At 31.4% G+C, this 25,589-nt stretch carries 25 protein-coding genes and 5 tRNA genes; 13 read left to right on the top strand and 17 right to left on the bottom strand.

What is annotated here, in order from left to right; translation table 11 throughout:
• Positions 1 to 76: 76 nt before the first annotated feature.
• From OJ995_RS05055 to tgt, 9 genes are all read right to left on the bottom strand, one after another.
• The gene (locus tag OJ995_RS05055; RefSeq protein WP_264368423.1) at positions 77 to 1,354 is read right to left on the bottom strand and encodes an asparagine synthetase B; all 1,278 of its coding nucleotides are present in this window, start codon (positions 1,352 to 1,354) and stop codon (positions 77 to 79) included.
• A gap of 351 nt (positions 1,355 to 1,705) precedes the next feature.
• Complete coding sequence (locus tag OJ995_RS05050; RefSeq protein ID WP_264368422.1) at positions 1,706 to 2,392, bottom strand: response regulator transcription factor; 687 nt, start codon at positions 2,390 to 2,392, stop codon at positions 1,706 to 1,708.
• Positions 2,392 to 3,189, bottom strand: coding sequence for a sensor histidine kinase (locus OJ995_RS05045; RefSeq protein WP_264368421.1), 798 nt, complete (start codon positions 3,187 to 3,189; stop codon positions 2,392 to 2,394). The genes OJ995_RS05050 and OJ995_RS05045 overlap by 1 nt, the downstream gene beginning before the upstream one ends.
• A 622-nt stretch (positions 3,190 to 3,811) precedes the next feature.
• Positions 3,812 to 4,123, bottom strand: a complete 312-nt coding sequence (locus OJ995_RS05040; RefSeq protein ID WP_264368420.1) for a hypothetical protein — start codon at positions 4,121 to 4,123, stop codon at positions 3,812 to 3,814.
• Positions 4,124 to 4,219: 96 nt separating this feature from the next.
• Positions 4,220 to 5,767 carry a replicative DNA helicase gene (gene dnaB / locus OJ995_RS05035; RefSeq protein WP_264368419.1) on the bottom strand — a complete coding sequence of 516 codons (1,548 nt, stop codon included), beginning with the start codon at positions 5,765 to 5,767 and terminating at the stop codon, positions 4,220 to 4,222.
• A gap of 142 nt (positions 5,768 to 5,909) precedes the next feature.
• Positions 5,910 to 6,863, bottom strand: coding sequence for an acetyl-CoA carboxylase carboxyltransferase subunit alpha (locus OJ995_RS05030; protein WP_264368418.1), 954 nt, complete (start codon positions 6,861 to 6,863; stop codon positions 5,910 to 5,912).
• Positions 6,864 to 6,934: 71 nt separating this feature from the next.
• On the bottom strand, positions 6,935 to 7,822 hold the full coding sequence (locus OJ995_RS05025) for a DMT family transporter (protein WP_264368417.1): 888 nt from the start codon (positions 7,820 to 7,822) through the stop codon (positions 6,935 to 6,937).
• Positions 7,809 to 8,897: an LptF/LptG family permease gene (locus OJ995_RS05020; protein ID WP_264368416.1), complete on the bottom strand. Its 1,089-nt coding sequence runs from the start codon at positions 8,895 to 8,897 to the stop codon at positions 7,809 to 7,811. The genes OJ995_RS05025 and OJ995_RS05020 overlap by 14 nt, the downstream gene beginning before the upstream one ends.
• A gap of 85 nt (positions 8,898 to 8,982) precedes the next feature.
• The gene (tgt, locus tag OJ995_RS05015; RefSeq protein ID WP_264368415.1) at positions 8,983 to 10,113 is read right to left on the bottom strand and encodes a tRNA guanosine(34) transglycosylase Tgt; all 1,131 of its coding nucleotides are present in this window, start codon (positions 10,111 to 10,113) and stop codon (positions 8,983 to 8,985) included.
• A gap of 168 nt (positions 10,114 to 10,281) precedes the next feature.
• On the opposite strand from tgt, the gene OJ995_RS05010 reads away from it, so the two are divergent.
• From OJ995_RS05010 to OJ995_RS04990, 5 genes are all read left to right on the top strand, one after another.
• Positions 10,282 to 11,127 (top strand): transketolase, encoded by an 846-nt coding sequence (locus tag OJ995_RS05010; protein ID WP_264368414.1) that lies wholly within the window; start codon positions 10,282 to 10,284, stop codon positions 11,125 to 11,127.
• A 4-nt stretch (positions 11,128 to 11,131) separates the two neighbouring features.
• A complete protein-coding gene (locus OJ995_RS05005; protein ID WP_264368413.1) occupies positions 11,132 to 12,085 on the top strand; it encodes a transketolase family protein in 954 nt (317 codons plus the stop codon).
• Positions 12,086 to 12,273: 188 nt separating this feature from the next.
• Positions 12,274 to 12,729, top strand: coding sequence for a hypothetical protein (locus OJ995_RS05000; RefSeq protein ID WP_264368412.1), 456 nt, complete (start codon positions 12,274 to 12,276; stop codon positions 12,727 to 12,729).
• A 181-nt stretch (positions 12,730 to 12,910) separates the two neighbouring features.
• Complete coding sequence (locus OJ995_RS04995; protein WP_264368411.1) at positions 12,911 to 13,249, top strand: hypothetical protein; 339 nt, start codon at positions 12,911 to 12,913, stop codon at positions 13,247 to 13,249.
• Positions 13,250 to 13,318: 69 nt separating this feature from the next.
• Positions 13,319 to 13,705 carry a hypothetical protein gene (locus tag OJ995_RS04990; RefSeq protein WP_264368410.1) on the top strand — a complete coding sequence of 129 codons (387 nt, stop codon included), beginning with the start codon at positions 13,319 to 13,321 and terminating at the stop codon, positions 13,703 to 13,705.
• 64 nt (positions 13,706 to 13,769) lie between these two features.
• Here the strand turns inward: OJ995_RS04990 and OJ995_RS04985 are convergent, their stop codons facing one another.
• Positions 13,770 to 14,723, bottom strand: a complete 954-nt coding sequence (locus OJ995_RS04985; RefSeq protein WP_264368409.1) for an FKBP-type peptidyl-prolyl cis-trans isomerase — start codon at positions 14,721 to 14,723, stop codon at positions 13,770 to 13,772.
• A gap of 80 nt (positions 14,724 to 14,803) precedes the next feature.
• Between OJ995_RS04985 and OJ995_RS04980 the strand changes: the two genes are divergently transcribed.
• Genes OJ995_RS04980 through OJ995_RS04970 form a run of 3 tightly spaced genes read left to right on the top strand, consistent with a single transcriptional unit; the run spans position 14,804 to position 16,272 of the window.
• A complete protein-coding gene (locus OJ995_RS04980) occupies positions 14,804 to 15,202 on the top strand; it encodes an RNA-binding S4 domain-containing protein (RefSeq protein WP_264368408.1) in 399 nt (132 codons plus the stop codon).
• The gene (locus OJ995_RS04975; RefSeq protein ID WP_264368407.1) at positions 15,203 to 15,769 is read left to right on the top strand and encodes a TPMT family class I SAM-dependent methyltransferase; all 567 of its coding nucleotides are present in this window, start codon (positions 15,203 to 15,205) and stop codon (positions 15,767 to 15,769) included.
• Positions 15,770 to 15,777: 8 nt separating this feature from the next.
• A complete protein-coding gene (locus OJ995_RS04970) occupies positions 15,778 to 16,272 on the top strand; it encodes a phosphoribosyltransferase family protein (protein WP_264368406.1) in 495 nt (164 codons plus the stop codon).
• Here OJ995_RS04970 and OJ995_RS04965 read toward each other — a convergent pair.
• Positions 16,264 to 16,779: a shikimate kinase gene (locus OJ995_RS04965; RefSeq protein WP_264368405.1), complete on the bottom strand. Its 516-nt coding sequence runs from the start codon at positions 16,777 to 16,779 to the stop codon at positions 16,264 to 16,266. The two genes, OJ995_RS04970 and OJ995_RS04965, sit on opposite strands and share 9 nt — an antisense overlap.
• Before the next feature lie 127 nt (positions 16,780 to 16,906).
• Here OJ995_RS04965 and OJ995_RS04960 point away from each other — a divergent pair.
• The 5 genes from OJ995_RS04960 to OJ995_RS04940 all read left to right on the top strand — a co-directional run bounded on the left by OJ995_RS04960 (position 16,907) and on the right by OJ995_RS04940 (position 17,409).
• Positions 16,907 to 16,979: transfer RNA gene (locus tag OJ995_RS04960), tRNA-Lys, on the top strand.
• Between the two features lie 28 nt (positions 16,980 to 17,007).
• Positions 17,008 to 17,080, top strand: a tRNA-Lys gene (locus OJ995_RS04955).
• A gap of 28 nt (positions 17,081 to 17,108) precedes the next feature.
• A tRNA-Lys gene (locus OJ995_RS04950) sits at positions 17,109 to 17,181 on the top strand.
• A 28-nt stretch (positions 17,182 to 17,209) separates the two neighbouring features.
• Positions 17,210 to 17,282, top strand: a tRNA-Lys gene (locus OJ995_RS04945).
• A 44-nt stretch (positions 17,283 to 17,326) separates the two neighbouring features.
• Positions 17,327 to 17,409: transfer RNA gene (locus OJ995_RS04940), tRNA-Leu, on the top strand.
• A 425-nt stretch (positions 17,410 to 17,834) separates the two neighbouring features.
• On the opposite strand, the gene OJ995_RS04935 is transcribed toward OJ995_RS04940, so the two are convergent.
• The 6 genes from OJ995_RS04935 to OJ995_RS04910 form a co-directional block, all read right to left on the bottom strand.
• Positions 17,835 to 19,238: a hypothetical protein gene (locus OJ995_RS04935; RefSeq protein ID WP_264368404.1), complete on the bottom strand. Its 1,404-nt coding sequence runs from the start codon at positions 19,236 to 19,238 to the stop codon at positions 17,835 to 17,837.
• A gap of 164 nt (positions 19,239 to 19,402) precedes the next feature.
• The gene (locus tag OJ995_RS04930) at positions 19,403 to 20,146 is read right to left on the bottom strand and encodes an adenylate/guanylate cyclase domain-containing protein (protein ID WP_264368403.1); all 744 of its coding nucleotides are present in this window, start codon (positions 20,144 to 20,146) and stop codon (positions 19,403 to 19,405) included.
• Complete coding sequence (locus OJ995_RS04925; RefSeq protein ID WP_264368402.1) at positions 20,146 to 20,667, bottom strand: Pycsar system effector family protein; 522 nt, start codon at positions 20,665 to 20,667, stop codon at positions 20,146 to 20,148. Before OJ995_RS04925 ends, OJ995_RS04930 begins: the two co-directional genes overlap by 1 nt.
• A gap of 48 nt (positions 20,668 to 20,715) precedes the next feature.
• Complete coding sequence (locus OJ995_RS04920) at positions 20,716 to 21,981, bottom strand: DUF6161 domain-containing protein (protein ID WP_264368401.1); 1,266 nt, start codon at positions 21,979 to 21,981, stop codon at positions 20,716 to 20,718.
• 5 nt (positions 21,982 to 21,986) lie between these two features.
• Entirely contained in the window at positions 21,987 to 24,719 is a 2,733-nt protein-coding gene (locus tag OJ995_RS04915) for a class I SAM-dependent DNA methyltransferase (protein WP_264368400.1), read from the bottom strand.
• A 241-nt stretch (positions 24,720 to 24,960) separates the two neighbouring features.
• Positions 24,961 to 25,425: a hypothetical protein gene (locus tag OJ995_RS04910; RefSeq protein WP_264368399.1), complete on the bottom strand. Its 465-nt coding sequence runs from the start codon at positions 25,423 to 25,425 to the stop codon at positions 24,961 to 24,963.
• Positions 25,426 to 25,589: the final 164 nt, after the last annotated feature.

The raw sequence follows: 25,589 nt of genomic DNA, 5'->3' as shown, positions 1-25,589 counted from the left end.
TCATATTCTTGAATTGTTTTTTGTTTCTGACTCAAAAAATAATCTAAGAATATAAAAAAAGTAATAAGAAAAAACTTTATGTTTTAAGCTTTTTCTTTCTTGCTGCCGGAAACAACACATTATTCAAAATCAAACGATAACCTGGCGAATTGGGATGTAAATCTAAAACGGTTGGAGCATCTCCTACTCTATGTTGATAATCTTCTGGGTCGTGGCCTCCGTAAAAAGTAAACATTCCTTTTCCTTTGGTTCCATGAATGTAACGTGCTTCACCGTTGATTTTACATTCACCCATTACCAAAACATTAGATTTGATTTTTTCGGCATCAAAAGCAGTAGTTTGCCCCATAAAACCTTTTACTAGTTGCGTATGATTTTGGCACAACATTGTAGGAATAGGATCCCATTTTGCGGAATATTCCATTAAAGTAAAATAATCTTTATCCATTGAAAACGAACCTTTTCCATGATCTTCTGTTGTATCAATATCTGAAAATTCATATACCATTGGATTACGTTCTAACTTATAATCTTTAAAAGCAAAAGTACTAGTGTAATCAATTCGAGTTTGATAATTAGCTTCCGAATCATCTCCATCAAACATAGGTTCGCAAATATCAACACCTTCTGCAGAAAGTGCAATATCAAAACTATCAGTAGCCGAACACATAGCAAACATGAATCCACCACCTATAACAAAATCTCTGATTTTTTTAGCAACTGCCAATTTCTCTTCTGAAACTTTATTATATCCTAACTTCTTTGCTAAAGCCTCTGCATCTGCTTTTTGTTGAATGTACCAAGGAGTGCTTCTATAATTTCCAAAAAACTTACCGTATTGTCCTGTAAAATCCTCGTGATGTAAGTGCAGCCAATCATAAAGCAATAATTGGTCAGACAACACTTCTTCATCATAAATTTCGGTATATGGAATTTCGGCATACGTTAAGACCATTGTCACCGCATCGTCCCAAGGTTGCTTACCTTTTGGAGTATAAACCGCAATTTTAGGCGCTTTTTCTAACACAACCGTTTCCATATTTTGTGATGGCGAACTGATATCTTCCAAAATTGAATTTGTAGTGGCATCTGACAACACTTCAAAAGTCACTCCACGAATTTGACATTCTTTTCTAATTTCGGGAGCATCAGGCAATAAAAAGGAACCGCCTCTGTAATTTAACAACCAACTTACTTTGTAATTTTTATCTAAAGCCCAATAGGTAATTCCGTATGCCTTTAAGTGATTTTGTTGTCCTTCTGCTTCCATTGGCAACAATAAAAAAGCCGCTCTGCTTGAAAAAGAGCAAAGAAAAAAGAAAACAATATATAAGCTGATCGCTTTAGACTTCATGATTAATTAATATAATTGGACTAATTTATAACATTTCCTGTAAATAACATTTATTGAAATGTTAAAGTCGTACCCCCGTAAAAATACCTGGTTACCCCCGTAAAAATACCTGGTTTGAAAATCAGGTATTTTTACTCTTACACAGCAATATTTTTTAGTCTAGTTTTGACATGTATCAAAATAATAGAAAAGATGAACACGAACAGTAGTAATTTATCGTTAATAAACTCGAAAGAAATGAAATTGTTAAAAAAAATTGGATATATAGTATTAGCAATAACTATCCTTGTGTATTTTGTTTTAGTTTTTCAATTCTGCAGAAACTACTAATTTCTTTCGAATAATTAATTATTAAGACTCAATATCATTATTAGAGTCTTCTAAGTTTATAATTTTATTTTGTATGGCAAATATTACTAATCCTGCCATATTTTTAGAATTGGTCTTTAATAAGAGGTTGTTTCTATGACCATCAACAGTTCGCGCACTCAAGCTAAGCATTTCTCCAATTTCGGCCGAACTGTATTGTTTGCAGATTAATTCTAATACTTCTTTTTCTCTTTCGGTTAAAAAATCTTCATCTAAAACAGTTCTTGAAGTTACATTTGAAATCATGTTTTGATGAATTACTTCCATAACGATTTCATTATAATAAAATCCTTTTTGAGCCACTTCATTAACAGTTTTAATCATATCAACTGGAGACGCATTTTTTACTAAATAAGATGCCGCTCCTACATTAATCATATTAGCAATAAACGATTTTGTATTGTAACTCGTTAAGGCAATGATTCGAATTGCTGGAAAATCTTTGTGAATAAGTTTGGTAGCTTCTACTCCGTTTAATAATGGCATTTTTAAATCCATCATAATGATATCGGGAAGTTCAGTTGCGGATTTTAAGTGTTCTACTAACTCACTACCGTTTGAAGCTTCGAAAATAATTTCAATATTAGGTTCGCGTTGTAGTAAGAAATAGATTCCTTTTCGGAATAATTCTTCATCATCAGCTAACATTATTTTAATCTTTTGTTCCATTACTTGAAATTAAATATCATTTTTACTCCTTTATTTGGTTTTGAAGTAAAACTAAAATCACCTCCTAAAAAGTTGATTCTACTTTCTATATTCTTCATTCCCAAACCTTTTTGATTTTCTTCACTCGAACTATCAAAACCTAGCCCATTATCAATATATGTACAGGTTTTTCGGTCTTCGAAAGTAGTAAATTGAATTGAAATTTCAGTTGCTTTTCCGTGTCTAAGGGAATTATTTAACAATTCTTGAAGGATGCGAAATATATGTAAATGTTTTTCAATAGGATAGCTTTCAAAATCAATACTATTCTCATACGAAACTTTAACAGTTTTAGTACTATTGAACTCTTCCACAAGTTCTTCAATTCCGGCATGAAGTCCAAATTTCTCTAAAACTGGTGGTAATAAATCGTGAGCAATGCGTCGGGAATTTTCTAATGCTTTTTGAGTTAACTCAATAATATTATTGGTGATTTCTAGTTGCTCGGTTTCGTTTAAATTTGGAGTTTTTAATAAATGACTATTTAGTGAAACTACATTCAATTTCGAACTAATATCATCATGTAAATCTTGAGCAATACGTTTGCGCTCTTCTTCTTGAGTAATTAAAACGGAACTCAACAACTCTTTTTGATGTTCAATCTCTAAGTTTTTTTTATCTACTTCGATTTGGATGATTTTCTTTCTTGAAAAATAGAAAAACAAAACCAGCACCAAGAACATGGATAAAAAAGCTAACAAAATAAAAAAAACAGCATTTGCTAACTCTGCATTTTCAATATTAATTGTATCTGCCATCTTTATTAAAATAAATTAGTTTCCATTGGTAAAAGAAAAATCCGAATTTTACATATTGCAAAGTAATATTAATCATAGACAGATTCTTATTAAATGGATTATCAACCTCTAACATGGAGTAGAGTTCGTAAAATAAAAAAATAAAAGTACTCCCAAATAAATATAACAAAATCCCAAGGTTGGCATAATAAAATTCTGTTCTTTGTCCCAAATTATTATACAAATGCATAGTTGAATATATAATTATTGGTATAGTTGCTAAATATATTTCCAATAAACTAAGTTCAAAGAACAGCTGAGGATTTATAACATATCTTGACAATAGAAAAATTGGCAGTAAGATTAATAAGATATAAACAGTAAACAACTGTTTTTTAGTCTGTAAAAGTGTGGCGTAAAAATAACTTAACATTACAAACTGAAACAAATCATAAAAATGATGTGTAAAAATATTATAAATTCTAAACCACTGCCAAAGATGAGAGGCTATAAAATCAATTAATAAAACACCTATAATATAAATCGTAAAAATTTTATAGGTTTTTCCAAACTTGAAAAAACCTATAATATAAAGTATGCATAAAATTGCAGAAGTAATAAATAAATAATCTGTAGAATCCAATTATTTTAAATTAAGTAATTGACTTTCAACTCCACAATTTGGTGGACAGGGTTTAGAATGATCTACCAAAATATGACTATCATCAATTAAATCTTGGTCATTTGCATCTACCCCAACTAAAACTACTTTTTGAACGCCGTCGTCATCAACTGCCATATAAGCTCTAACCGCCACAACATCGCTTGGCTCCATAACGTCTAATAGTGCTTGTTTTTGAATTAGATGTGCTTTTGCTGGTTCTTTTGGTGTTTCATTTCTCCAATTGGTAATCCATTTAATAGCATCTTCGAGAGTAATTTTAAAATCTGACATATTTAGAGTTTTTTTATAATTGAAATATAAATGTAGTAAAAAAATTAATAAAAAAAAACAGGCAATTTACCTGTTTTTAACTTTATTATTAATTATTTAAAACGGAACATCGGAATCGTCATCAAATGAATTCATTGTACTTCCAAAAGCTTCGTTAGGTGTTGGTAAGTTTGGCGTAATGAATGGATTGCTATCATCTAAATTCATTTTAGAAGGTAACGAATCGAAAGGTGAACTGAAATCATCCAAGTTTTCAAATTTACCTAAGTTTCCTACGAATTTTAAACGAATATTGTCTAAACCTCCATTACGGTGTTTTGCTACTATAAATTCGGCTTGACCTTGAGTTGGCGAACGTTCTTCATCGTCCCATTCGTCAATTTTATAATATTCTGGTCGGTAAATAAACGATACAATATCGGCATCTTGCTCAATTGCTCCTGATTCCCTTAAGTCGGAAAGTAAAGGTCGTTTACTTGAACCACGAGTTTCTACCGCACGCGATAACTGCGAAAGTGCAATAACTGGCACATTTAACTCTTTTGCTAATGCTTTTAAATTTCGAGAAATAGTCGAAATTTCTTGCTCACGATTTCCGCCACCTTTTCCATTTCCACCAGCTGTCATCAACTGAAGGTAATCAATCACAATCATTTTAATTCCGTATTGAGATGAAAGTCTTCTTGCTTTTGCACGTAAATCAAAAATAGATAATGATGGTGTGTCGTCTATATATAATGGTGCTTTCTCTAAGTTTTTAACTTTAATAGATAATTGCTCCCACTCGTGTTTTTCTAATTTTCCGGTTCTTAATTTTTCAGATGACAATCCAGTTTCAGATGAAATCAAACGCGTGATTAACTGTACGGATGACATCTCTAAAGAGAATAAAGCTACAGGCGCACCAAAATCAATTGCCATATTACGAGCCATCGACAATACAAAAGCTGTTTTACCCATACCTGGACGAGCCGCAATAATAATTAAATCAGATGGTTGCCAACCCGAAGTTAATTTATCTAAATTATGGAATCCTGTTGCAATTCCACTCAATCCTTCTTTACCTGCAATTTCTTCAATACGCTTTTTTGCTTGAATAACTAAACTTTGAGCTGTTTCAGAACTACGTTTGATGTTTCCTTGCGTTACTTCGTATAATTTAGATTCTGCTTTATCTAATAAATCAAAAACATCGGTAGCATCATCATAAGATTCTTCAATAATTTCACTTGAAATTTTTATCAAACTTCTTTGAATGAATTTTTGAAGAATAATACGTGAGTGAAACTCAATATGAGCCGATGAAGATATTTTTTGAGTAAGCTGAATTAAGTAAAAATCACCACCCGATAATTCTAATTTCCCGTTTTTCTTTAATTGAGCCGAAACGGTTAATAAGTCAACCGGCTGGGTTTCATTGAACAATTGTACAATAGCCTCAAAAATGTGCTTATGAGCTTCTTTATAAAAGGCATCAGGTTGTAAAATATCAATAACTTCATCTACCCCTTTTTTATCAATCATCATGGCACCAAGTACCGCTTCTTCAAGGTCTAACGCTTGAGGAGGTAGTTTTCCTTTTTCCAAATTGATAATCGTAGTTTTATCTACTTTTATCGGGTTCATATTTCTGACATTTTCCATAATGCGAAGTTAACCAAAATTTATAAAAAAACGTTTTGAGTTCTTAATACACAACTGTTAATAACTCCAATTTATTGTTGATAAGCCAAAAAAATCCGAAACTTGAGGCTCCGGATTTTAATTTATAATTGAAAATAAGTGGTTATTCTTTGAATTCACCCATTTTGCTGTATTTATCCATTCGTTGCGCCACCAAATCTTTTGTTGATAAATCTTTTAACTCATTAAAAGCTTTAGTTACATACTCAGCCACCGATTTAAATGTAGTTTCTTTATCATAGTGAGCGCCACCAAGAGGTTCTGGAATAATATCATCAATTAACTTTTGTTTTTTCATATCAAACGACGTTAATTTTAATGCTTCCGCAGCTTGCTCTTTATATTCCCAACTTCTCCATAAGATAGAAGAACAAGATTCTGGTGAAATTACAGAATACCAAGTGTTTTCCAACATGTATACTCTATCTCCTACTCCAATTCCTAATGCTCCTCCTGAAGCTCCTTCTCCAATAATGATAGAAATAATAGGCGTTTTTAAACGAGCCATTTCGAAAATATTTCTTGCAATAGCTTCTCCTTGACCTCTTTCTTCAGCTTCTAGTCCTGGATAAGCTCCCGGAGTGTCGATTAATGTTAAAACAGGAAGATTGAATTTCTCAGCCATTTTCATTAAACGTAAAGCTTTACGATATCCTTCTGGATTTGCCATCCCGAAGTTTCTGTATTGGCGCATTTTAGTATTAATACCTTTTTGCTGTCCAATAATCATATACGATTGTCCGTTGATTTGACCTAATCCACCTATCATCGCTTTATCATCTTTAAAACTTCTGTCTCCAAAAAGTTCTAAAAAAGTTCCATTAGTAATATTCGTAATATGCTCTAATGTGTATGGACGATTAGGATGACGTGATAATTGTACACGTTGCCAAGCCGTAAGATTTTTGTATATTTTTTTCTTAGTTTCTTCTAATTTCTTCTCGATTTGCTTGCAAGTATTAGATACATCAACATCTGATTCCTGACCAATGATTTCACATTTATCTAACTGGTCTTCAAGCTCTTTAATTGGTAATTCAAAATCTAAATATTCCATAATCGGTTTATTTGGGTTTGTGTTTGTTGTGACAAAGATAAAATTTTCAATTAACTTTGGTAAACTTATCGTTAATTAGTTGTAACTTTTTTATAACTTTTTACAATTCCGTTAGCAATAACAGTGGCTAAAATTATCAAAGCGCCTACATAAAACAAAGGTGACATTTCTTCTCCATCTTTGAAAATCAGTAAGGCTAAAATGATTCCGTAAATTGGCTCTAAGTTAATGGTTAACATAACGGTAAACGGACTTAAAAATTTCATCACTTTTACCGAAGCTGAGAACGCATAGGCTGTACAAATAGAAGACAACAAGAATAACCAAATCAAGTCGTTTACAGAAAGTGAAAAGAAAGCAGGTGTAAAACTTCCAGCAAAAAACAAATAGATACTTAAAAAGAAAACACCACTTGATAATTCGTAAAGAGAAATAACATTTGGGTCATATTCTTTAGCATATTTTCCATTTATAACCGAAAAAAGCGCTGATAAAAATGCCGATGTTACAGCAAGATAAATTCCAGTCTTATATTTAGTCTCTACATTGAAAATAATTCCTAAACCTACAACTACAATAATTCCAAAAAGTAATTCGTACCAAATGACTCTTCGCTTATAAAAAATAGGCTCTAATATCGAAGCAAAAAAAGCACCAGTTGACAAACAAGCTAATGTTATAGAAACATTAGAAACTTTAATAGCTTGATAAAACGTGAGCCAATGTGCAGCAATAATAATTCCGGAAACAATAAATCCAATCAAAACATTGAATGGCACTTTAATTTTTTCTTTATTAAAAAGTACTACAAAAGTCATAATCACCGAAGCAAAAAGCATGCGATACCAAACCAAATCTAAAGCTTCTAATGAAATTAGTTTCCCTAGAATGGCTGTAAATCCCCAAATAAATACAATTACATGAAGATGTAAATAACTTTTTAGATTATCGTTTTGCATTGCGTAATAAATAAGCAGCTAAAATTCCGAAAACAATATTTGGAAACCATACGGCTAAAAACGGAGGAATACTCGATTTCTCTGCTAAGGTTCCGAAAACTTTATCAAAAAAGATAAAGGTAAAAGCAATAACAATTCCGATGGCAAGATTAATTCCCATTCCACCTCTACGCTTCATAGAAGAAACCGCAACGGCAATAATGGTTAAAATGAAAGCCGAAATTGGCAAACTAAATTTCTTATAAAAAACAACTAAATACGTATTGATATTGGCGTTTCCTCTTTCTCTTTCTTTATTGATAAAAGCATTTAATTGCCCTATTGTCATAGTTTCGGCAACATAAACAACCGGAGTTAAATCATCAGGTTCAAAATTATATTCTTTTGTTATTTTTTCACTTGATGTTATCTGATCGTTAGTTTCTCCTACAATTCTTTGACTGTAATTATATAACATATAACGCTTTGTAACATCATTGTAACGAATTCTATTAGCAGTTACTTTTTCAACCAATACATTGTCTTGAAATTTTTCAAAAGTAAAATTAAAACCTGTTTGTGATAAGTAATTATAATTACTTACATAAATATTCTCTTCAATTTTGCCTTCTTTCTTAATTTGCCTGAAAACATCAGTTGTTTCTCTGGTTTTAGAGTTATTTTTTAGATTTTCATATCTAAAATCATTAAATCCTTTACTGGCTTTTGGAACCAAAAAGAATCCCATTAATAAAGCAAATATGGAAACTATAACTGCTCCAAACATAAAAGGCCGTAAGAATCGACCAAAGGAAATTCCAGAACTTAAAATGGCAATAATTTCGGTGTTATTAGCCAATTTAGATGTAAACCAAATGATAGATAAAAACAAAAAAATCGGAAATAATAGGTTTGCAAAATAAATTGTAAAGTCACCATAATAAACCAAAATATCAGTTAATGGAATTTTCTTTTCAATCATTTTGTTTACTTTTTCCGAAACGTCAATTGTAATTCCAATCGGAATAAACATAATCAACATCACCGAAAAAGTGACCAAATAGCGTTTTAAAATGTATTTATCTATTATTTTCATTTTACAATTTAGAATTTAGAATTTAGAATTCAGAAAGAATTGATTGTAAATCCATTTTCTAAATTCTAACTTCTGATTTCTGACTTTATAATCGTTGACTCATTTGAATCACCATTTTATCTTTCCATTCTCTAAATGTTCCGGCAATAATTTGTCTTCTTGCTTCGCGCACTAACCACATATAAAAACCTAAATTATGAATGGTAGCAATTTGTTTTCCTAAGAATTCATCTGCAGCAAATAAGTGTCTAAGATATGCTTTTGAATATTCAGTATCAACCCAAGTGTGTCCCATTTCGTCAATTGGCGAAAAATCGGCTTCCCACTTTTTGTTTTTCATATTGATTGTTCCGTGAGCTGTGAATAACATTCCGTTTCTAGCGTTACGTGTTGGCATAACACAATCAAACATATCAATTCCTAACGCAATATTCTCTAAAATATTGATTGGCGTTCCTACACCCATTAAATATCTTGGTTTGTCTTCTGGAAGAATTGCTGTAACAATTTCGGTCATTGCGTACATTTCTTCAGCAGGTTCTCCTACAGAAAGCCCACCAATGGCGTTTCCTTGTGCTCCTGCATTTGCAATATATTCTGCCGATTGTTCTCTTAAATCTTTATAAGTACTTCCTTGAACAATAGGGAAAAACGTTTGTTCGTAACCGTATTTAAATGGTAATTTTTCTAAATGATTGATACATCTGTCTAACCAACGATGTGTCATGTGCATCGAACGTTTTGCATAACGATAATCACAAGGATAAGGCGTACATTCGTCGAAAGCCATGATGATGTCAGCACCAATAGTACGTTGAATTTCCATCACATTTTCTGGCGAAAAGAAATGATATGAACCATCAATATGCGATTTGAATTTTACACCTTCTTCTTTAATTTTTCTATTCGAAGAAAGCGAATATACTTGATAGCCTCCAGAATCGGTTAAGATATTTCTATCCCAATTCATAAATTTATGCAAACCTCCAGCGGCTTCTAAAATTTTGGTTTGAGGTCTTAAATATAAATGATAGGTATTTCCTAAAATAATATCTGGATTAATATCGTCTCTTAGCTCACGTTGGTGCACTCCTTTTACAGAAGCCACGGTTCCTACGGGCATAAAAATTGGGGTTTCAATAACACCGTGATCAGTAGTTATTTTTCCAGCTCTGGCTTTACTTTTTGGGTCTTTGGTAATTAAATCAAACTTCATATTGTGCTTTTACGAACCGCAAAGATAATTTATTTTAGAATTTAGAAATTGGAATTTAGAATTATTTATGATTAACACTGATTATTAATAACTTCTAACAAAATGATTTGTACCACCAAAAAAATAAAATTACTTTTGCATCCAATTAACACATATATATCTTTTATAATGTCTAACACGCAACAACTACAAGATTTTACAACACAAGTTCGAAGAGATATTCTTCGTATGGTTCATGCCGTAAATTCAGGTCACCCAGGAGGTTCTTTGGGATGTGCTGAGTTTTTGGTTACCCTTTACCAAGACGTTATGAAACGTAACGAAGTTTTTGATATGAACGGAATTGGTGAGGATTTATTCTTCTTATCAAACGGACATATTTCTCCAGTTTTTTATAGTGTTTTAGCTAGAAGCGGATACTTTCCAGTAGCAGAATTAGCAACATTCAGAAAATTAAATTCAAGATTACAAGGACACCCAACAACTCATGAAGGTTTACCTGGAATTAGAATGGCTTCGGGTTCGTTAGGACAAGGAATGTCGGTTGCAATTGGAGCTGCTCAAGCTAAAAAATTGAACAACGATAACCATTTAGTTTTTGCTCTTTTAGGTGATGGTGAATTACAAGAAGGACAAAACTGGGAAGCAATTATGTATGCTTCAGCAAAAAAAGTAGACAACTTAATTGCAACTATCGATTTAAACGGAAAACAAATTGACGGAACTACAGACGAAGTTTTAGCGATGGGAAGCGTAAAAGCGAAGTTTGAAGCATTTGATTGGATTGTATTAGAAATCAAAGAAGGAAACAACATTGACGCTATCAAAGCTGGTTTAGCTGATGCAAAATCAAAATCAGGTAACGGAAAACCGGTTTGTATTTTATTGCATACCGAAATGGGTAACGGTGTTGATTTTATGATGCACACACACGCTTGGCACGGAAAAGCGCCAAATGATGAGCAATTAGCAAAAGCGTTAGAACAAAATGTTGAAACTTTAGGAGACTACTAGAATTATGAAAAAATATACCAACACAGGCAGTAAAGATACCCGTTCAGGTTTTGGAGCTGGAATGACTGAATTAGGTCAAAAAAACGAAAACGTAGTAGCACTTTGTGCGGATTTAATTGGATCATTAAAATTTGATGATTTCAAGAAAAATCACCCAGAGCGTTTTTTCCAAATTGGAATTGCAGAAGCCAACATGATTGGAATTGCAGCTGGATTAACAATTGGTGGAAAAATTCCATTTACAGGAACTTTCGCTAACTTTTCTACAGGAAGAGTGTACGACCAAATTCGTCAATCGGTAGCGTATTCAGATAAGAATGTGAAGATTTGTGCTTCTCACGCAGGATTAACTCTTGGAGAAGACGGTGCAACACACCAAATCTTAGAAGACATCGGTTTGATGAAAATGTTACCTGGAATGACAGTTATCAACACTTGCGATTACAACCAAACCAAAGCAGCAACTTTAGCTTTAGCTGATCATCATGGTCCTGCTTATTTACGTTTTGGTCGTCCTGTTGTGCCTAACTTTATGCCAGCTGACGAACCTTTCGTAATTGGAAAAGCTATCATGTTAAACGAAGGAACTGATGTTACGATTATTGCAACTGGACATTTAGTTTGGGAAGCATTAATTGCAGCAGAAGCTTTAGAAGCAAAAGGAATTTCTGCAGAAGTAATTAACATTCACACGATTAAACCATTAGATGAAGAAGCGATTTTAAAATCAGTGAAGAAAACAGGTTGTGTGGTTACAGCGGAAGAGCATAATATCATTGGTGGTTTAGGAGAAAGCGTTTCTAGAACGTTAGTACAAAACCATTTAGTGCCTCAAGAATTTGTAGCAGTAAACGACAGCTTTGGAGAAAGTGGAACACCAGACCAATTAATGGAAAAATACAAATTAAACAATCAAGCGATTGTTGAAGCTGTAGAAAAAGTTATCAAAAGAAAGTAATGTTCTTTTAAATTTATATAGAAATCCCCAAGCAATTGGGGATTTTTTTTGTTAGAGGAATTTGTAAATAATTTTTTATATTTGAAAGACACAACTCAGTAGCGTATATACACCCAAAATTGGGTAGATTGGTGCTACTTTGTAGCGCATATATACAAGTTACCTGCTATATTAAGACGACAACGAAAATGATTGAGACTTATCCAAATCCGTGGGACTTTCACAATACTGACAAGAAACTTGTTTCGGTAGACAATCATCACAAAGTTGTGTATTACGACCTACACGAAATTGCAATGGGTGCTCCCATCGGTGGACAATGTTTCTTAGAAACTGCTGACAATAAGAAATTGAAAATACACGATTGGTGTGGTGGACCACCAGCTTGGGAAACAGACGGACAATTGGTAGCAATTCCTATTTGGACACGAAAATTTTTAAAAGGAACGGTTCAACAAATCGCTGTTTTAGATACTGCAAAAATGGAACTTAAAATATTCAGAAAAACATTTGACGTTCTTGACATTCGTTCCTTTGACAAAACGACAATTTATGGATATGATAGTCCAATTCATAAGACCAAAACTGTAACTTTTGACATTGAAAAAGAACGTGTAGAGACATTAATTAAACTGACAGAATGAAAAATACAGCAGGTAACAGGCGTTTGGCAAAAAAGCGGGTTCAGTGCTTTAATGAAGTTTTGTGCTTCGTATCAAGTTCTGTGCTGGCAGACAGTTTAGTACTTCGAAATCCGCTTCTTCGCCAAGCGCCAAAACGTTAGCAGTAATACACCAAAATTGCGAACAAAAAACAAAAAATAAAATGAAAAAAATATCTTATATCTTTTTACTGTGTTCTTCCTTCTTTTTAAATAGTTCATTTTCTCAAAATAATCAAAATGCACAAGATATATTTAAAGAAAATCTAGCCGTTTTTGAAAAGCTAGCAAATGGCGAAGATGCAAACCTAAATTCAATTTATGAAGCGAGAGGATTTTTAATTAGAATTACAGGTATTAGTTATGAAATGGAAAAATCTTTTGATATGCCAATTCTCCCTCCTCAACAAACGTTAAACGAATGGAAAACCTGGTTCGAAAAAAATAAAGAACGCTTATACTGGCATAAAAGAAAAAAAGAAGTAAGAGTCAAAAATAAATAATTGAATCAAATAAGCACTTCCGCTAACAGCAGTTTGTGATACATTACTAAACAATATCCAACAAAAATAATGAGACCATTTTACTTCACCACATTACTAACTTTATTAAGTTCTTTTTCATTTGCACAATCTTTAGATTGTAAAAAAATGCAGGTTGGGAAATTTGAATTGGTTTCCAAAACATCGGGTACAACTATTATAGAAAGAACCAAAAACACACAAACAGAAACTAATGAAACCATGCAAATTAAAACCAGCTATGATTTGGTTTGGACTAGTGAATGTTCCTACGAATTAAGAAACAGAAAAGTCATTGAAGGTTCTTCTAAGTTTGTCATGAAACCAACTGATGTAATTCGTGTTGAAATAATTAAAATAGAAGACGCTAAATTAACCGTAAAAATAACATCCAATTTTAGTGATAAAGTAGCAGAAGCTGAAATTAATAAAATATAAAAAAAAAGGCATAAAAAAAAAGTCCCAATTTCAATGAAACTGGGACTTTTTTTTTAATTTAGTTTTATTCGCAAGTTTTATCTAAATGTTTTCTTAATCGAGTTGTGGTAGTAAAGTCACCTGAGCAACTAGGAATTCCTTTTGTATCATCATAAGGAGTTAATGGATCATCTACTAAAGCTCCATTAAAAGGATAATAATAGTAAGTATCAGGATCTGCTACCAAAGTATAACGAATTTCAAACTTTGTTAATCTACCGTCTCCATCATCATCCACATCTATATAATCTGGAATATCATCTTCATCTGTATCTAATGCTTCTGCATTAAAATCAGAGCCATATTCATATTTAGATAAAATCCTGTCTCTATCATGATCTCTAAAATCTAAATTATGTAATTTAAAATTAAAAATTAAAGGAGAGTATGAAGGAATATTACCAGTAGCTGTATTAAAATATCCTAAACCAGATGGCAAAAACATAACGCCAGCACCGTAGTTATCAAAAGAAATAGTTCCGTCTGGATTCGCCGTATGTGTTCCCGTTTTAAATTGTGGGATAATTTCTCCCCAACCTCTAACAACATCTTCTAATGGAAACCATACTGGATTAACAGATTGATCAAAAGTAACCGAAACATCAGATAATAAATTTCCTTTGTATGATACAAAAGAAGAGTCAATACGTGTTGGGCTTTCCCCTGTACCTTCTCTAAGTTTTAAAAAGTAAATTTTGTAAGTAATATCATGAATATTTCTATCAATAGATTGTAATTCAGGCATTTCAGAAATAGGTGTTTGAGTTCCTCCAACTGGAATTTCAAAAAACTCTGTGTTATAATCTGCATCAACTACTACATAATGAGTATCTAAAAATTCTTCTATTTCCGCTATATCCTCTATGAATACTTCATTATAAGGCCTTGCGGGTGGCACCGTAGCTTCATCTGTTTTTTGACAAGAAAAAACACTACTGATTAATAGGAATAAAAAAACTATTTTTAAAAGACTTCTCATTATTGTAAAATTTATAGGGCGCAAGATACAATTTTCATTTATTTTTGTAGAAATATTAACATGGTTTTTTGATTTATATTATGCGTATAGATAAACTTTTATGGTGTTTACGTTATTACAAGACCCGAAGTATAGCTACAGAAGCTGTAAAAAAAGGACATATAACAATTAATGGTCAGGTTGCAAAGGCTTCAAGAGATGTTTTTCCAACTGACAAAATTACACTGCGCAAGGATCAAATCAACTACAAATTAACTATTTTAGACATACCTCAAAATCGTTTAGGAGCCAAATTAGTCGATATGTATCGAAAAGATGAAACACCAAAAGAAGCTTTTGAACATTTAGAATTACTAAAATTATCCAAAGAGCATTATAGAGCGAATGGAACTGGACGCCCTACTAAAAAAGACCGAAGAGAAATTGACGATTATTTATGGGAAAGCGACGAAAATGAAGATACCGATAAAACAGAATAAATGAATTACTGGGAAGAACGTTATCAAAAAGGAGAAACGGGTTGGGATGCTGGCAAAATAACCACTCCATTAAAAGATTACATTGATCAATTAACAGATAAAAATCTAAAAATATTAATTCCTGGCGCCGGGAATGGTTATGAATTTGATTATCTAATTGAAAACGGATTTCAAAATGTTTATGTAATTGATATTGCAGAAACTCCATTACAAAATATCAAACAGCGAAAACCAGAATTTGCTTCTCACCTATTACATGCTGATTTTTTTACACTCGAAGCTACTTTCGATTTAATTATAGAACAAACATTTTTCTGTGCTTTACCTCCGGAATTAAGACCTCAATACGTAAAGAAAATGGCTTCACTTTTAAACCCGAAAGGAAAATTAGCAGGATTACTTTTCGACTTTCCGTTAACAGCTGAAGGTCCGCCATTTGGAGGTTCAAAAACCGAATATATAAATCTGTTCTCAGAAAAATTCAATATAAAAAAACTAGATAAAGCATATAATTCTATAAAGCCTCGAGAAAATAAAGAACTCTTTTTTATCTTTGAAGTCAAATAACAACACACATGGAAAATATTATTTTAACAAACAAAGAAATTGCGCATAAAACCAAGCGAATTGCTTACCAAATTTTTGAAACGTTTGTAAATGACGAAGAAGTAATTTTAGCCGGAATTGCTAATAATGGGTATATTTTTGCTCAAAAAATAGCAGCTGAATTAGCTTTAATTTCTGATTTAAAAGTAAAGCTTTGTGAAGTTAAAATCAACAAACAAAATCCTCAGGATGTTATTACCACTTCAATTACTAAGGAAGATTACGAAAATAAAGCCTTAGTATTAATTGATGATGTTTTAAGCACTGGAACTACTTTAATTTACGGCGTAAAACACTTTTTAGAAGTGCCGTTAAGTAAATTTAAAACAGCAGTTTTAGTGGATAGAAATCACAAAAAATATCCAGTAAAAGCAGATTTTAAAGGAATATCACTTTCAACTTCATTACAAGAGCATATTCAAGTTGTTTTTGAAGACAACAACTCATATGCATATTTAATTTAACAAGCTCTCTATTTCACTTACAAGTTGCTCTACCGACTTGTTATCTACAACTACTACTTTTGTAGCTTGATGATAATAAAAGTTTCGGTCGAATAAATGTTTGTTTATAAAATCTTTCAAAGAAACCTCATCTTGATTGTGCAATAATGGTCGTTGGTCTTTTTCATTAATTAATCGACTTACCAAAGTATCAACAGACGCTTTTAAATAAATTGAAAAAACACCTTCATGTTGCAATAATTCGTGATTATTATAATAGCATGGTGTTCCACCTCCTAAACTCAAAACAAAGTCTTCCTGTTTTTCTACAAAAACTTTTAATATTTCGTTTTCTTTTTTTCTAAAATATAATTCTCCTTTACTTTGAAACAATTCGGTGATGGAGATTTGAGTTGATTTTTCAATTTCATGATCCAAATCATAGAATGGAACTTGCAACTTTTTTGCCAAAAATGCACCTATTACCGACTTACCACATCCCATGTAACCTAACAACACTATTTTCATATGTAAATAATCCCCTATAAATTAAAGGGTTAAGAAATTAATTATAAAAAAAGACAAATTTATAATAAATTCCCATTGGAAAATAAATAAATGTTTATATATTTGCACCCGCATTCAAGGAAATAATGACTTGGTAGCTCAGCTGGTAGAGCACATCACTTTTAATGATGGGGTCCTGGGTTCGAATCCCAGCCAGGTCACTACAAATAACATATTCTTGAATGCACCGACTTGGTAGCTCAGCTGGTAGAGCACATCACTTTTAATGATGGGGTCCTGGGTTCGAATCCCAGCCAGGTCACTACAAATAACATATTCTTGAATGCACCGACTTGGTAGCTCAGCTGGTAGAGCACATCACTTTTAATGATGGGGTCCTGGGTTCGAATCCCAGCCAGGTCACTACAAATAACATATTCTTGAATGCACCGACTTGGTAGCTCAGCTGGTAGAGCACATCACTTTTAATGATGGGGTCCTGGGTTCGAATCCCAGCCAGGTCACAGAAAAAAGTTATTCGCAATTGTGAGTAACTTTTTTTATTTTAGGCCAAGTGGAGAAACGGTAGACTCGCCATCTTGAGGGGGTGGTGCTCGTAAGGGCGTGAGGGTTCAAATCCCTCCTTGGTCACTATAATACTTTATAAAGCATTATTTTTATTGATATTTTTATTTTTAGGGGAGTAAAAAGGGGACTATTTTTTTTACTTAGTCCTATTAGTTTTTCTGAAGATTTTTTTGAATCATAACATAATCTTAAAAAGGAATATAAATAACTTCTATTGCTTAGAAAATTCTTAAACTACCAAAATATCAATTTGTATTTAAAAAAACCTTAAAACGATTTTAAATCACTTTAAATCTAATTTCAGCATTTCATTTTGATAAAGTAAATTTTTATTTATAAATACCAAAAATTCTAATGCACTCTCTAGATGTATTTGCTTAACAAGAACATCAATTGATTCCGAATTTTTATAAAATTCTTTATAGCCTAATCTGGAAATTAGTTTTGTTTTCATTTGAGTAAATTGTAAAAAAACACAAATTAAGCATCTAGTTATTATTTAAATAAAAATATAAATGAAACCTAGTATTTTCTATACATAGTCTAATTTTTCCAATATTGGTAATCCAAGTTCTTCCTTCCCAAAAATCTAAGGATTGTATTTCATTACCTTCTAAAATTGATTTTCCATCACAATCCATCCCTAATTTTTCGATAAATAATTGTAAAAGTTGATTAATTTCATGTTGGGTGCAAATGAAATAATTAGAAGGTGTTTCTTTACTTAACAAAAAATAAAAATCTTCGTTATTAGTTTTTGGAATTATTATTTTATTGAAAAAATTAAAATGGAAATAATCGCAGAACTTTTCCACACCAAAAAAATCTCCATTATCCAAATACAATGGTTGTCTATTTTCTATATTATTTAAGTCATTAATAACCGCTGCATATGAATCGTCAAATGTTTTTTGATTCAAATATTTGTGATAATAACTAATAAATTCTTGTGGTTTAAAAACTTTAGTTCTTACACCAAATTTATCATACACTTTTTGTGTTTTAAAAAAGTTTTTATTGTCGTTAGTGATAAAAATATCGCATAGTGATGCAAATGCAGTATGAGAGGCATCCTCAGTGGTGTTTTTAAAGGTATTGCTTTCTTTTTCGTTTACTCTAACCTTATCTGCTTTGTAACCATGCATATCTAGAGTGATATAACTATTTGTTAAATCATTAAACCATGCAGGAGCATTTTTATTTTTATCGAAATATTGATCTGGATTAAATGGTTCTATACCTAACTTTTTATAAGCATTTTGAATTACTTCATAGGGATCTTTATCATCATTGAAGTGTCCACTGTTAACACCGATTTTTTGAACTGAATCTCTTAAAAATTTATAATCTTCCTTTTCATTTAAATTTTGATACATATTCCCTAAACTTTTAAAAAAGCCATTCATATTAGGTTCTTCTTTTAAGCCCGGAAACATTTTATTCATCATATCTGCACTTTCGGGATTATCGAAAGCTGCTTTAAAAGCACTATCCAATGGCATTGCTGCCAGCATATTTTTCATTGAATTAATGAAAGGGTCGTTATCAATTGAACTAAACAAACTATCCAAACTAAAATCGGTAAAAAGAGGTGCTTCTCTTATTCTATCATCTAATAATTCTCCTGGATCTATTGTATTAATTAAAACTTGCTCCCCAGTATTGAATAGACATTGATTCTTGGAAATTTTCCTAATAAAATCTAAATCTTGATTAATCATTCTTTGTTCTTCTTCAGAATGATTTTTGATACTTGCAAAAATATCTCCGATGTGCGATGTGGAATAGGGTAAAAAGAATTTCTGTTCGTTTAAAACTATAGTTGACAACTCTGGAAAATGACCGTTTTTCATTCCTGACATTATGTTCCAATCTAGGTATAGTTTTATCATGATTAATTTCTATTTACCCTAAAATAAAGCTTTTAATTATTTGATATTTAAATTACAAATGCAAAAGGATTGGATTCACTGAATTTCCTTAAATACATTAGCGATTGAATTTTTATATTTACAAGAGTAAGCAATTACTTATAAAATCTTTTGAAGGTGAAATATTAATAAACAGTCCAGTACCAATTAGTTTTATAAAAAGTTTCATAGTTACCATTGTATAAAACTCGATATGCTGTCCACATATCCACTTTTTCATCTTGACCCCAATAGTTTTTTCTAGTTCCATATTTAACATTATCATTTAAATTACTGTATACGTAACTTGAAATTCCTATATATTCAGGGGACTTACATTCGTCACTAATTACAACTGATTTATTTACTGGGTTGCCAATCCAAATCAAATCTTTTGTGTTTGTATCACCACCAACCCCAACTTTTACACATAAAATCTTGCCATCATCTAGTCCAATCCCAAAATCTACTGCAGAATATTTTGAAAGTAATGTATTGATTCCAGATTCAGAGTTAGCTATCATATATCGAATTTGCATAGCAGCTTTTACTGCATTACTTAAAGTATCTTTAGTTGTTCCTTGAAAAAATGCAAGAACACTATCACCATTAAAACTTCTTACTTCACCTCCTAATGAAGTAGCAATTTTTACAGTAGTAAATAAATAAGCTTTATGTATTTTTGCTATGGTTGCCTTATTATGTTTATTTAAAATCTTAGTAGATTCCCTTAAATCTATATATAAAACAGTTGCTTCAAATTGTAAACCTTTATTACCAAATGTTAGTTTAGTATCACTAATTTCTGGAACATAATTAACTTCTTCAGTAATAAAATTATTATCTAAAATTTCTTTTACTTTTTGTGTGATATCATTTTTTAGTCCCATTATCTATCTTGATCTAAAAAGAGTTTGTAAATTATGTAGCTAAGAGGAGTTAATAAACCCATAAACATTATTGTTATTGCAATATTAAATAGCTTAAATTTTCGTGCTGCAATCTGACTAGTTATTATAACTTGATTGGCTAAATCTTTCTCATGATTTTCATTAGAGCGTTCACATGCATAACTTTCAATAATTTTTTTTATTAACTCTTCATCAGTCATATGTGCAAGTGTAGCATAGAAAAGCAAATTATTACTTCGATGAAGAGATAAATTATTTGGTGAATGTTTGATTTTTGCAACTAAAGCTGAAAAACTAACAAAAATCGCAATGGAAGACATTAAAATAATGTATATTAAATAATAATTTAAGTAAAGGTTATTTGTATCTGTTATTAACTTGGAAATACCAACTATAATTGCTCCATTAAAGGCAATTAATGCAATATTTTTTGCTTCACCGAATTTAAGCATTTCAAATGCATGACCATATTGTTTTTCTAGATAATCAATTGTTTTCATATAATTTGTATTTGTATGGATTTTAAATAGAAAATTTAATCATTTTTATTATTTACTACCACTAAATTTCTCAATTATACTTGTCGGCATTGTTGGCGAAGAATCTTCTTTTAATAATCCTGTATCTGCTCTACTAAACAAGGACTGTAAAATTAATTGGCGCTCTTCAGGTTCTATTGTTGTATCTTTTTTTAACGCTAAATAAAAATGAGTTAATTGTTCACGCTCTTCAGCATCTCTAGACAAGTGAAGTGAACTAAAAGTCATTTTTGCTAATATTTTTATTGCAAAAGCAAGGAATGAAACTAAAGTAATTAAAATTAATGACCATTTTATTCCTTTTACGGTGTCGCTAAATGCGGTTTCAAAAAATCCTGTTCCAAGGCTCATTAATAAAATGAAAAGAAATAATGCTGAAGTTGTTGAAACTCCAACTAACCAATTCATATAACTTTTACTTTCTTGTTTTAATAGAGTTGCTCTCTTTTTCCAATAATCAGCAGGCGCTTCTAATCTTAATTTTTCTCTATACAAGTCTTCATTTGACTTTATATTATCATTTGCATTTGAAAAAAATCTATCAAATCCAGTTTGAATTCCTTTAAACCAATCTTCAAAATTTTTATCTTTTTCCTCTTTTAATTTATCAATTGTTTCAAAATGATTTGTTAAATTTTCTTTAGAATCAGATAAATAACCATTTAATTGTTGTTCAGCTTCAACTATATATTCATTATACCTATCTCTAATTTTAGCTAAACTAATTTTTTCATTATTTCTTCTGTGGTGTAATTCACTATCTGTTTGATTTTTAAATTCATAACCGAGTAAGATTCCAGTAAAATATTCTCTATTGTTATTTACATTAATACTACCGTTGGTAAAATAATCAATTGCACCTTGAGTGAAATTTTGATTTTTGTTATTTATCTTCAGTAAAAAATCAGTTTCAGCAGAATCATATAAAAAAATATAATATCTATTTCCTGACTTTTCACTAGTGAAATGAGACACTACACTACTCCATTGAATATCAAATTGCTGGTGTGTATTTTCATTTATAAAATCAGTTAATCTAATAATGCTAGACTTAAAGGATTCGAAGAAAGTCTTAGAATGTTTTAAATAATCTGGTATGTTTTCAAGATGGTTCCAACCTTTTACCTGAGAAAGAGTAAATTTATAAATTGATTCTATACCCTCTAATTCAATTTTTGAATTTAAATGAGGGTAATTTAAAGTAATTTTTAAACTTCTAAGTTTATCCTTAATTGGACTATCTAAAATAAACTTTCTAAAATCTTTGAGTTCCATAATGTCTATTTTTTACTTTTCATCTCCTTCACAAACAATCCAGCAGTATATTTCTCATACAACTCAAATAAAAACTCCATGCGTTTAGCTTCACTTGTGAAAGCTTGTTTGCTGTATGCTGCATCAACGGCTTTGTCTAATTCACTGTGGGCTTTTACTAAAGCTGGTGGCATGGTTAATGGATTGTATAAATCTGCTAATGAACTATTAGGAAAAGAAGCTCTTACATCTAATACATTTTGTGCTTTTTCCTCAATAGTTTTTATTTGTTTATCCGAAGGATTTTCTGGCCATGGATAGTTGTTGTAAACAATATCTTTTGAATATCTAAAGTCACTTTTTAATCTACCACAAGTAGTCTTTACCCATGCCATGTGCATAGTTGACATTAATACTCCAAAATGAAATAATGATCCGTTTGGAACTGTATGACAACTATTATTAGCTATGTTATCCTTTAGAAAAAATCCCATTGGAATAAATTTTCGATTTTCTGATGTTGTACTAGGAATTAAAATGTAGGATTCTGGTTGATTTCTATCTCTAAATAAAGTTGGTGTTAATGCAAATTTTTGAGTTGATGGAGCAACACTATTCAATCTGAATTTTTTAACTAGTTCAACACGTTTCAAAACTTCAGGCATTTGTTTTAACTCACTAGGCTGAGCATTTACAAGCCATAAACACCATCGTTTATATCCATTTAAAAATTCAAATGCAGAGATTAAAGGCAAAATGAATCTCTCTGAATCTGGTTCAATAGAAATAAATTTTATTTTTTCTTCATCAGTAAAAAGCAAATTTCCACCATCTAAAGGCATATTGCCAAAACTCATTTTAGGAACATTACAAATTGGATTTGTGTTTTTATCAATTAATATATTTTTAGCATCCACTAAGTATGGATTTATATTTTTTGCTTTTATTTCGTGTGCTTCGCCTTTGATATCTTCATATTCAAAAATTCGCTTATTATTTGTATCAAAATTCGCAAAACCAACTATAACACAATACACCGCTGCGTTTCCTTTTGCTTCGTTACTCCATTTAAAAGTACGATGTGCAAAATGAATTGTAATGCCATATTTGTTTAACATTTGTCCCCAAAGTAAGCTGGTTTGTTCTCCTTGAACTATTGAGTTAGTAGATACAAAAGCTACTTTTATCTTGGTGTTCTGAATATACTTTGCGGCTTTAATATACCAACCACTTACATAATCTAAAACACCCGAGCCTTGACTATTTTCAAACTCTTTAACAATTGCATCTCTTTGTAATTGGCTCATAATCTTCGCACCTATAAAAGGCGGATTTCCAATAATATATGAAAGTTCTTTTTTAGCAACCACTTCTTCCCAATTTACCTCTAAAGCATCACCATGCACAATTTTAGCTGATTTTTTTAATGGCAAACGTGCAAAGTATTGTCCAAATTCATTACTAATTTGCATGTTCATTTGGTGGTCAATTAACCACATAGCTACTTCGGCAATACGTGCTGGAAATTCTTCGTATTCAATACCGCACATCATGTCGACGTCAAGCCAAATGATATCGCTTACATCTAAAACCCCTTGACCTGATTTATAAGTTGCTCTTAAAATCTCTAATTCCAACAAACGTAATTCACGATAGGTAATTACTAAGAAGTTACCGCAACCACAAGCGGGGTCTAAGAATTTGAGTTGGCTAATTTTTTTATGGAACTCGGGTAATTTGTTTTTGTTTCCTTTGATGCTTTCAAACTCCGTCCAAAGTTCATCTAAAAATAATGGCTTTATTAATTTTAAGATATTGCTTTCACTGGTGTAATGCGCTCCTAAATTTCTACGCTCTTTTGGATTCATTACACTTTGAAACATGGAACCAAAAATAGCTGGTGAAATTTTACTCCAATCGATGTAACAACAATCTAATAATGCTTGGCGCATTTTACTATCAAAACTTGCCATTGGCAAAATTTCCTCAAACAATTTTCCATTCACATACGGAAAGTCGTTTAATTGTTCGTCCAAGTTTTTGAATCGTTTATCTTTTGCCGTATTTAAAACCTGGAACAATTCTTGAATTTTTGAAGCTAAATCACTTCCATCTTCAGCGGTTCTATGTTCTATGTAATCTTGAAATTGTTGCTTATCAAAAATAGTAGTGTCTTCAGCAAACAAACAGAATAAAATTCTAACCAAATATACTTCTAACGGATGTCCTTCGTACCCAATTTCTTCTAATCGGTCGTGCAATTTCCCCATTAATTCTGCTGCTTTGATGTTGGCAGGGTCTTGTTCCTTATATGTTTTCTTTTGATACCCTAAAAGATAACCAAAGCTTTGCACATTTAGTACTAATTCGTCTAAAGTAAAGGATAAAGTCGTTTGTTCTTCGGTATCGTATAATCTAAAAATGTGGAAATCACAAACCAAAACGTATTTTGGTAGTTCGTTTTGTTTTAAACCGTGTGTATAATCAATTGCTTGTTGAAAAGCTCTGTCTAGGTTTTTACCACGACTTTTCATTTCGACTAGAATAGTTCCTTTCCATAGTAAGTCGATATATCCATCGGCATCCGATAGTTTTTTTACTCGGTGTTCAAACGTTCCAATCTTCTTACGAGTGATTCCAAAGACATCAAAAAAAGCGTCTAAAAATGGTTTAGCATCCGCTTCTTCATTAGTGGTATCTTTCCATTCTTTTGAAAACTTAACTGCTCTATCTTTTATCTCATTCCAGCTTAACGCCATTTGTGTTTTGTTTTAATTGTAGTATAATTCCCAAATATATCGAATAAAAAGTATCTGTACAACCCGTAAAAATACCTGATTTTCAAACCAAGTAAAAATACGTAGGAAATTACAACAGCTAAGGTAAATAAAGGGATTTATAAAACTTTACGGTTTTCCGTAAATGGAATTTTAAATTTTACTTCCGCAGATTTTATTAAATTTTGTTATATTGAAAATTAAACTTAAAGGAATAAAAAAATCACTTGATTTTATTTAATTGGATTAATCTTCTAATATGCTTAAATGTTATAAATGGTAAAGCAAAAAAACCAATAAATATAGCAGTAAATAACTTAATCAATAAATATCCAAAATAAAAAATAGATAAATTAAAATACATCTTTGGAAAACCTTTATCTAATATTTTCCAACCTGGCACAATACCTGAATATCCATAAAACATGGCTAAATAAAATGAGAATCCAACATTTTGTGGTTGTTTATGTATTGAAAATTTACTAATCATAAACATAACTAGTAAACCAAAACCATAAGCAAAGATCAAATCTTTAACAATTTGACTTTTCTCATTTTGGATTCTAATACTATTGCAAACAATACATATAGGAAAAGAAAACTTTTTTGAGCAATTTCTACAAAGTCCTTTTTTACAATCTTGACATTGTGCTACTGAAACTTCTTCATTGTGGTTGTAACAATTCATATCTCTGCGGTATTAAATAGGTTAAAAAAGCACGTGGGCTAATTCCCCAAGCTAGTCACAGAGGTCCGACCAAGAACCCACACTACATAGCAAAAAGGAACGCCCACGCTTACCGCAGACGTTTCCACTCTTACTTCCTGTAGTGTTAAAAAATTTGGTCGATT

The sequence above is a fragment of the Flavobacterium lacisediminis genome (genome assembly GCF_025909975.1).
GTDB classification, from domain to species: domain Bacteria; phylum Bacteroidota; class Bacteroidia; order Flavobacteriales; family Flavobacteriaceae; genus Flavobacterium; species Flavobacterium lacisediminis.
This window is presented reverse-complemented; position numbering and strand designations above follow the sequence as displayed.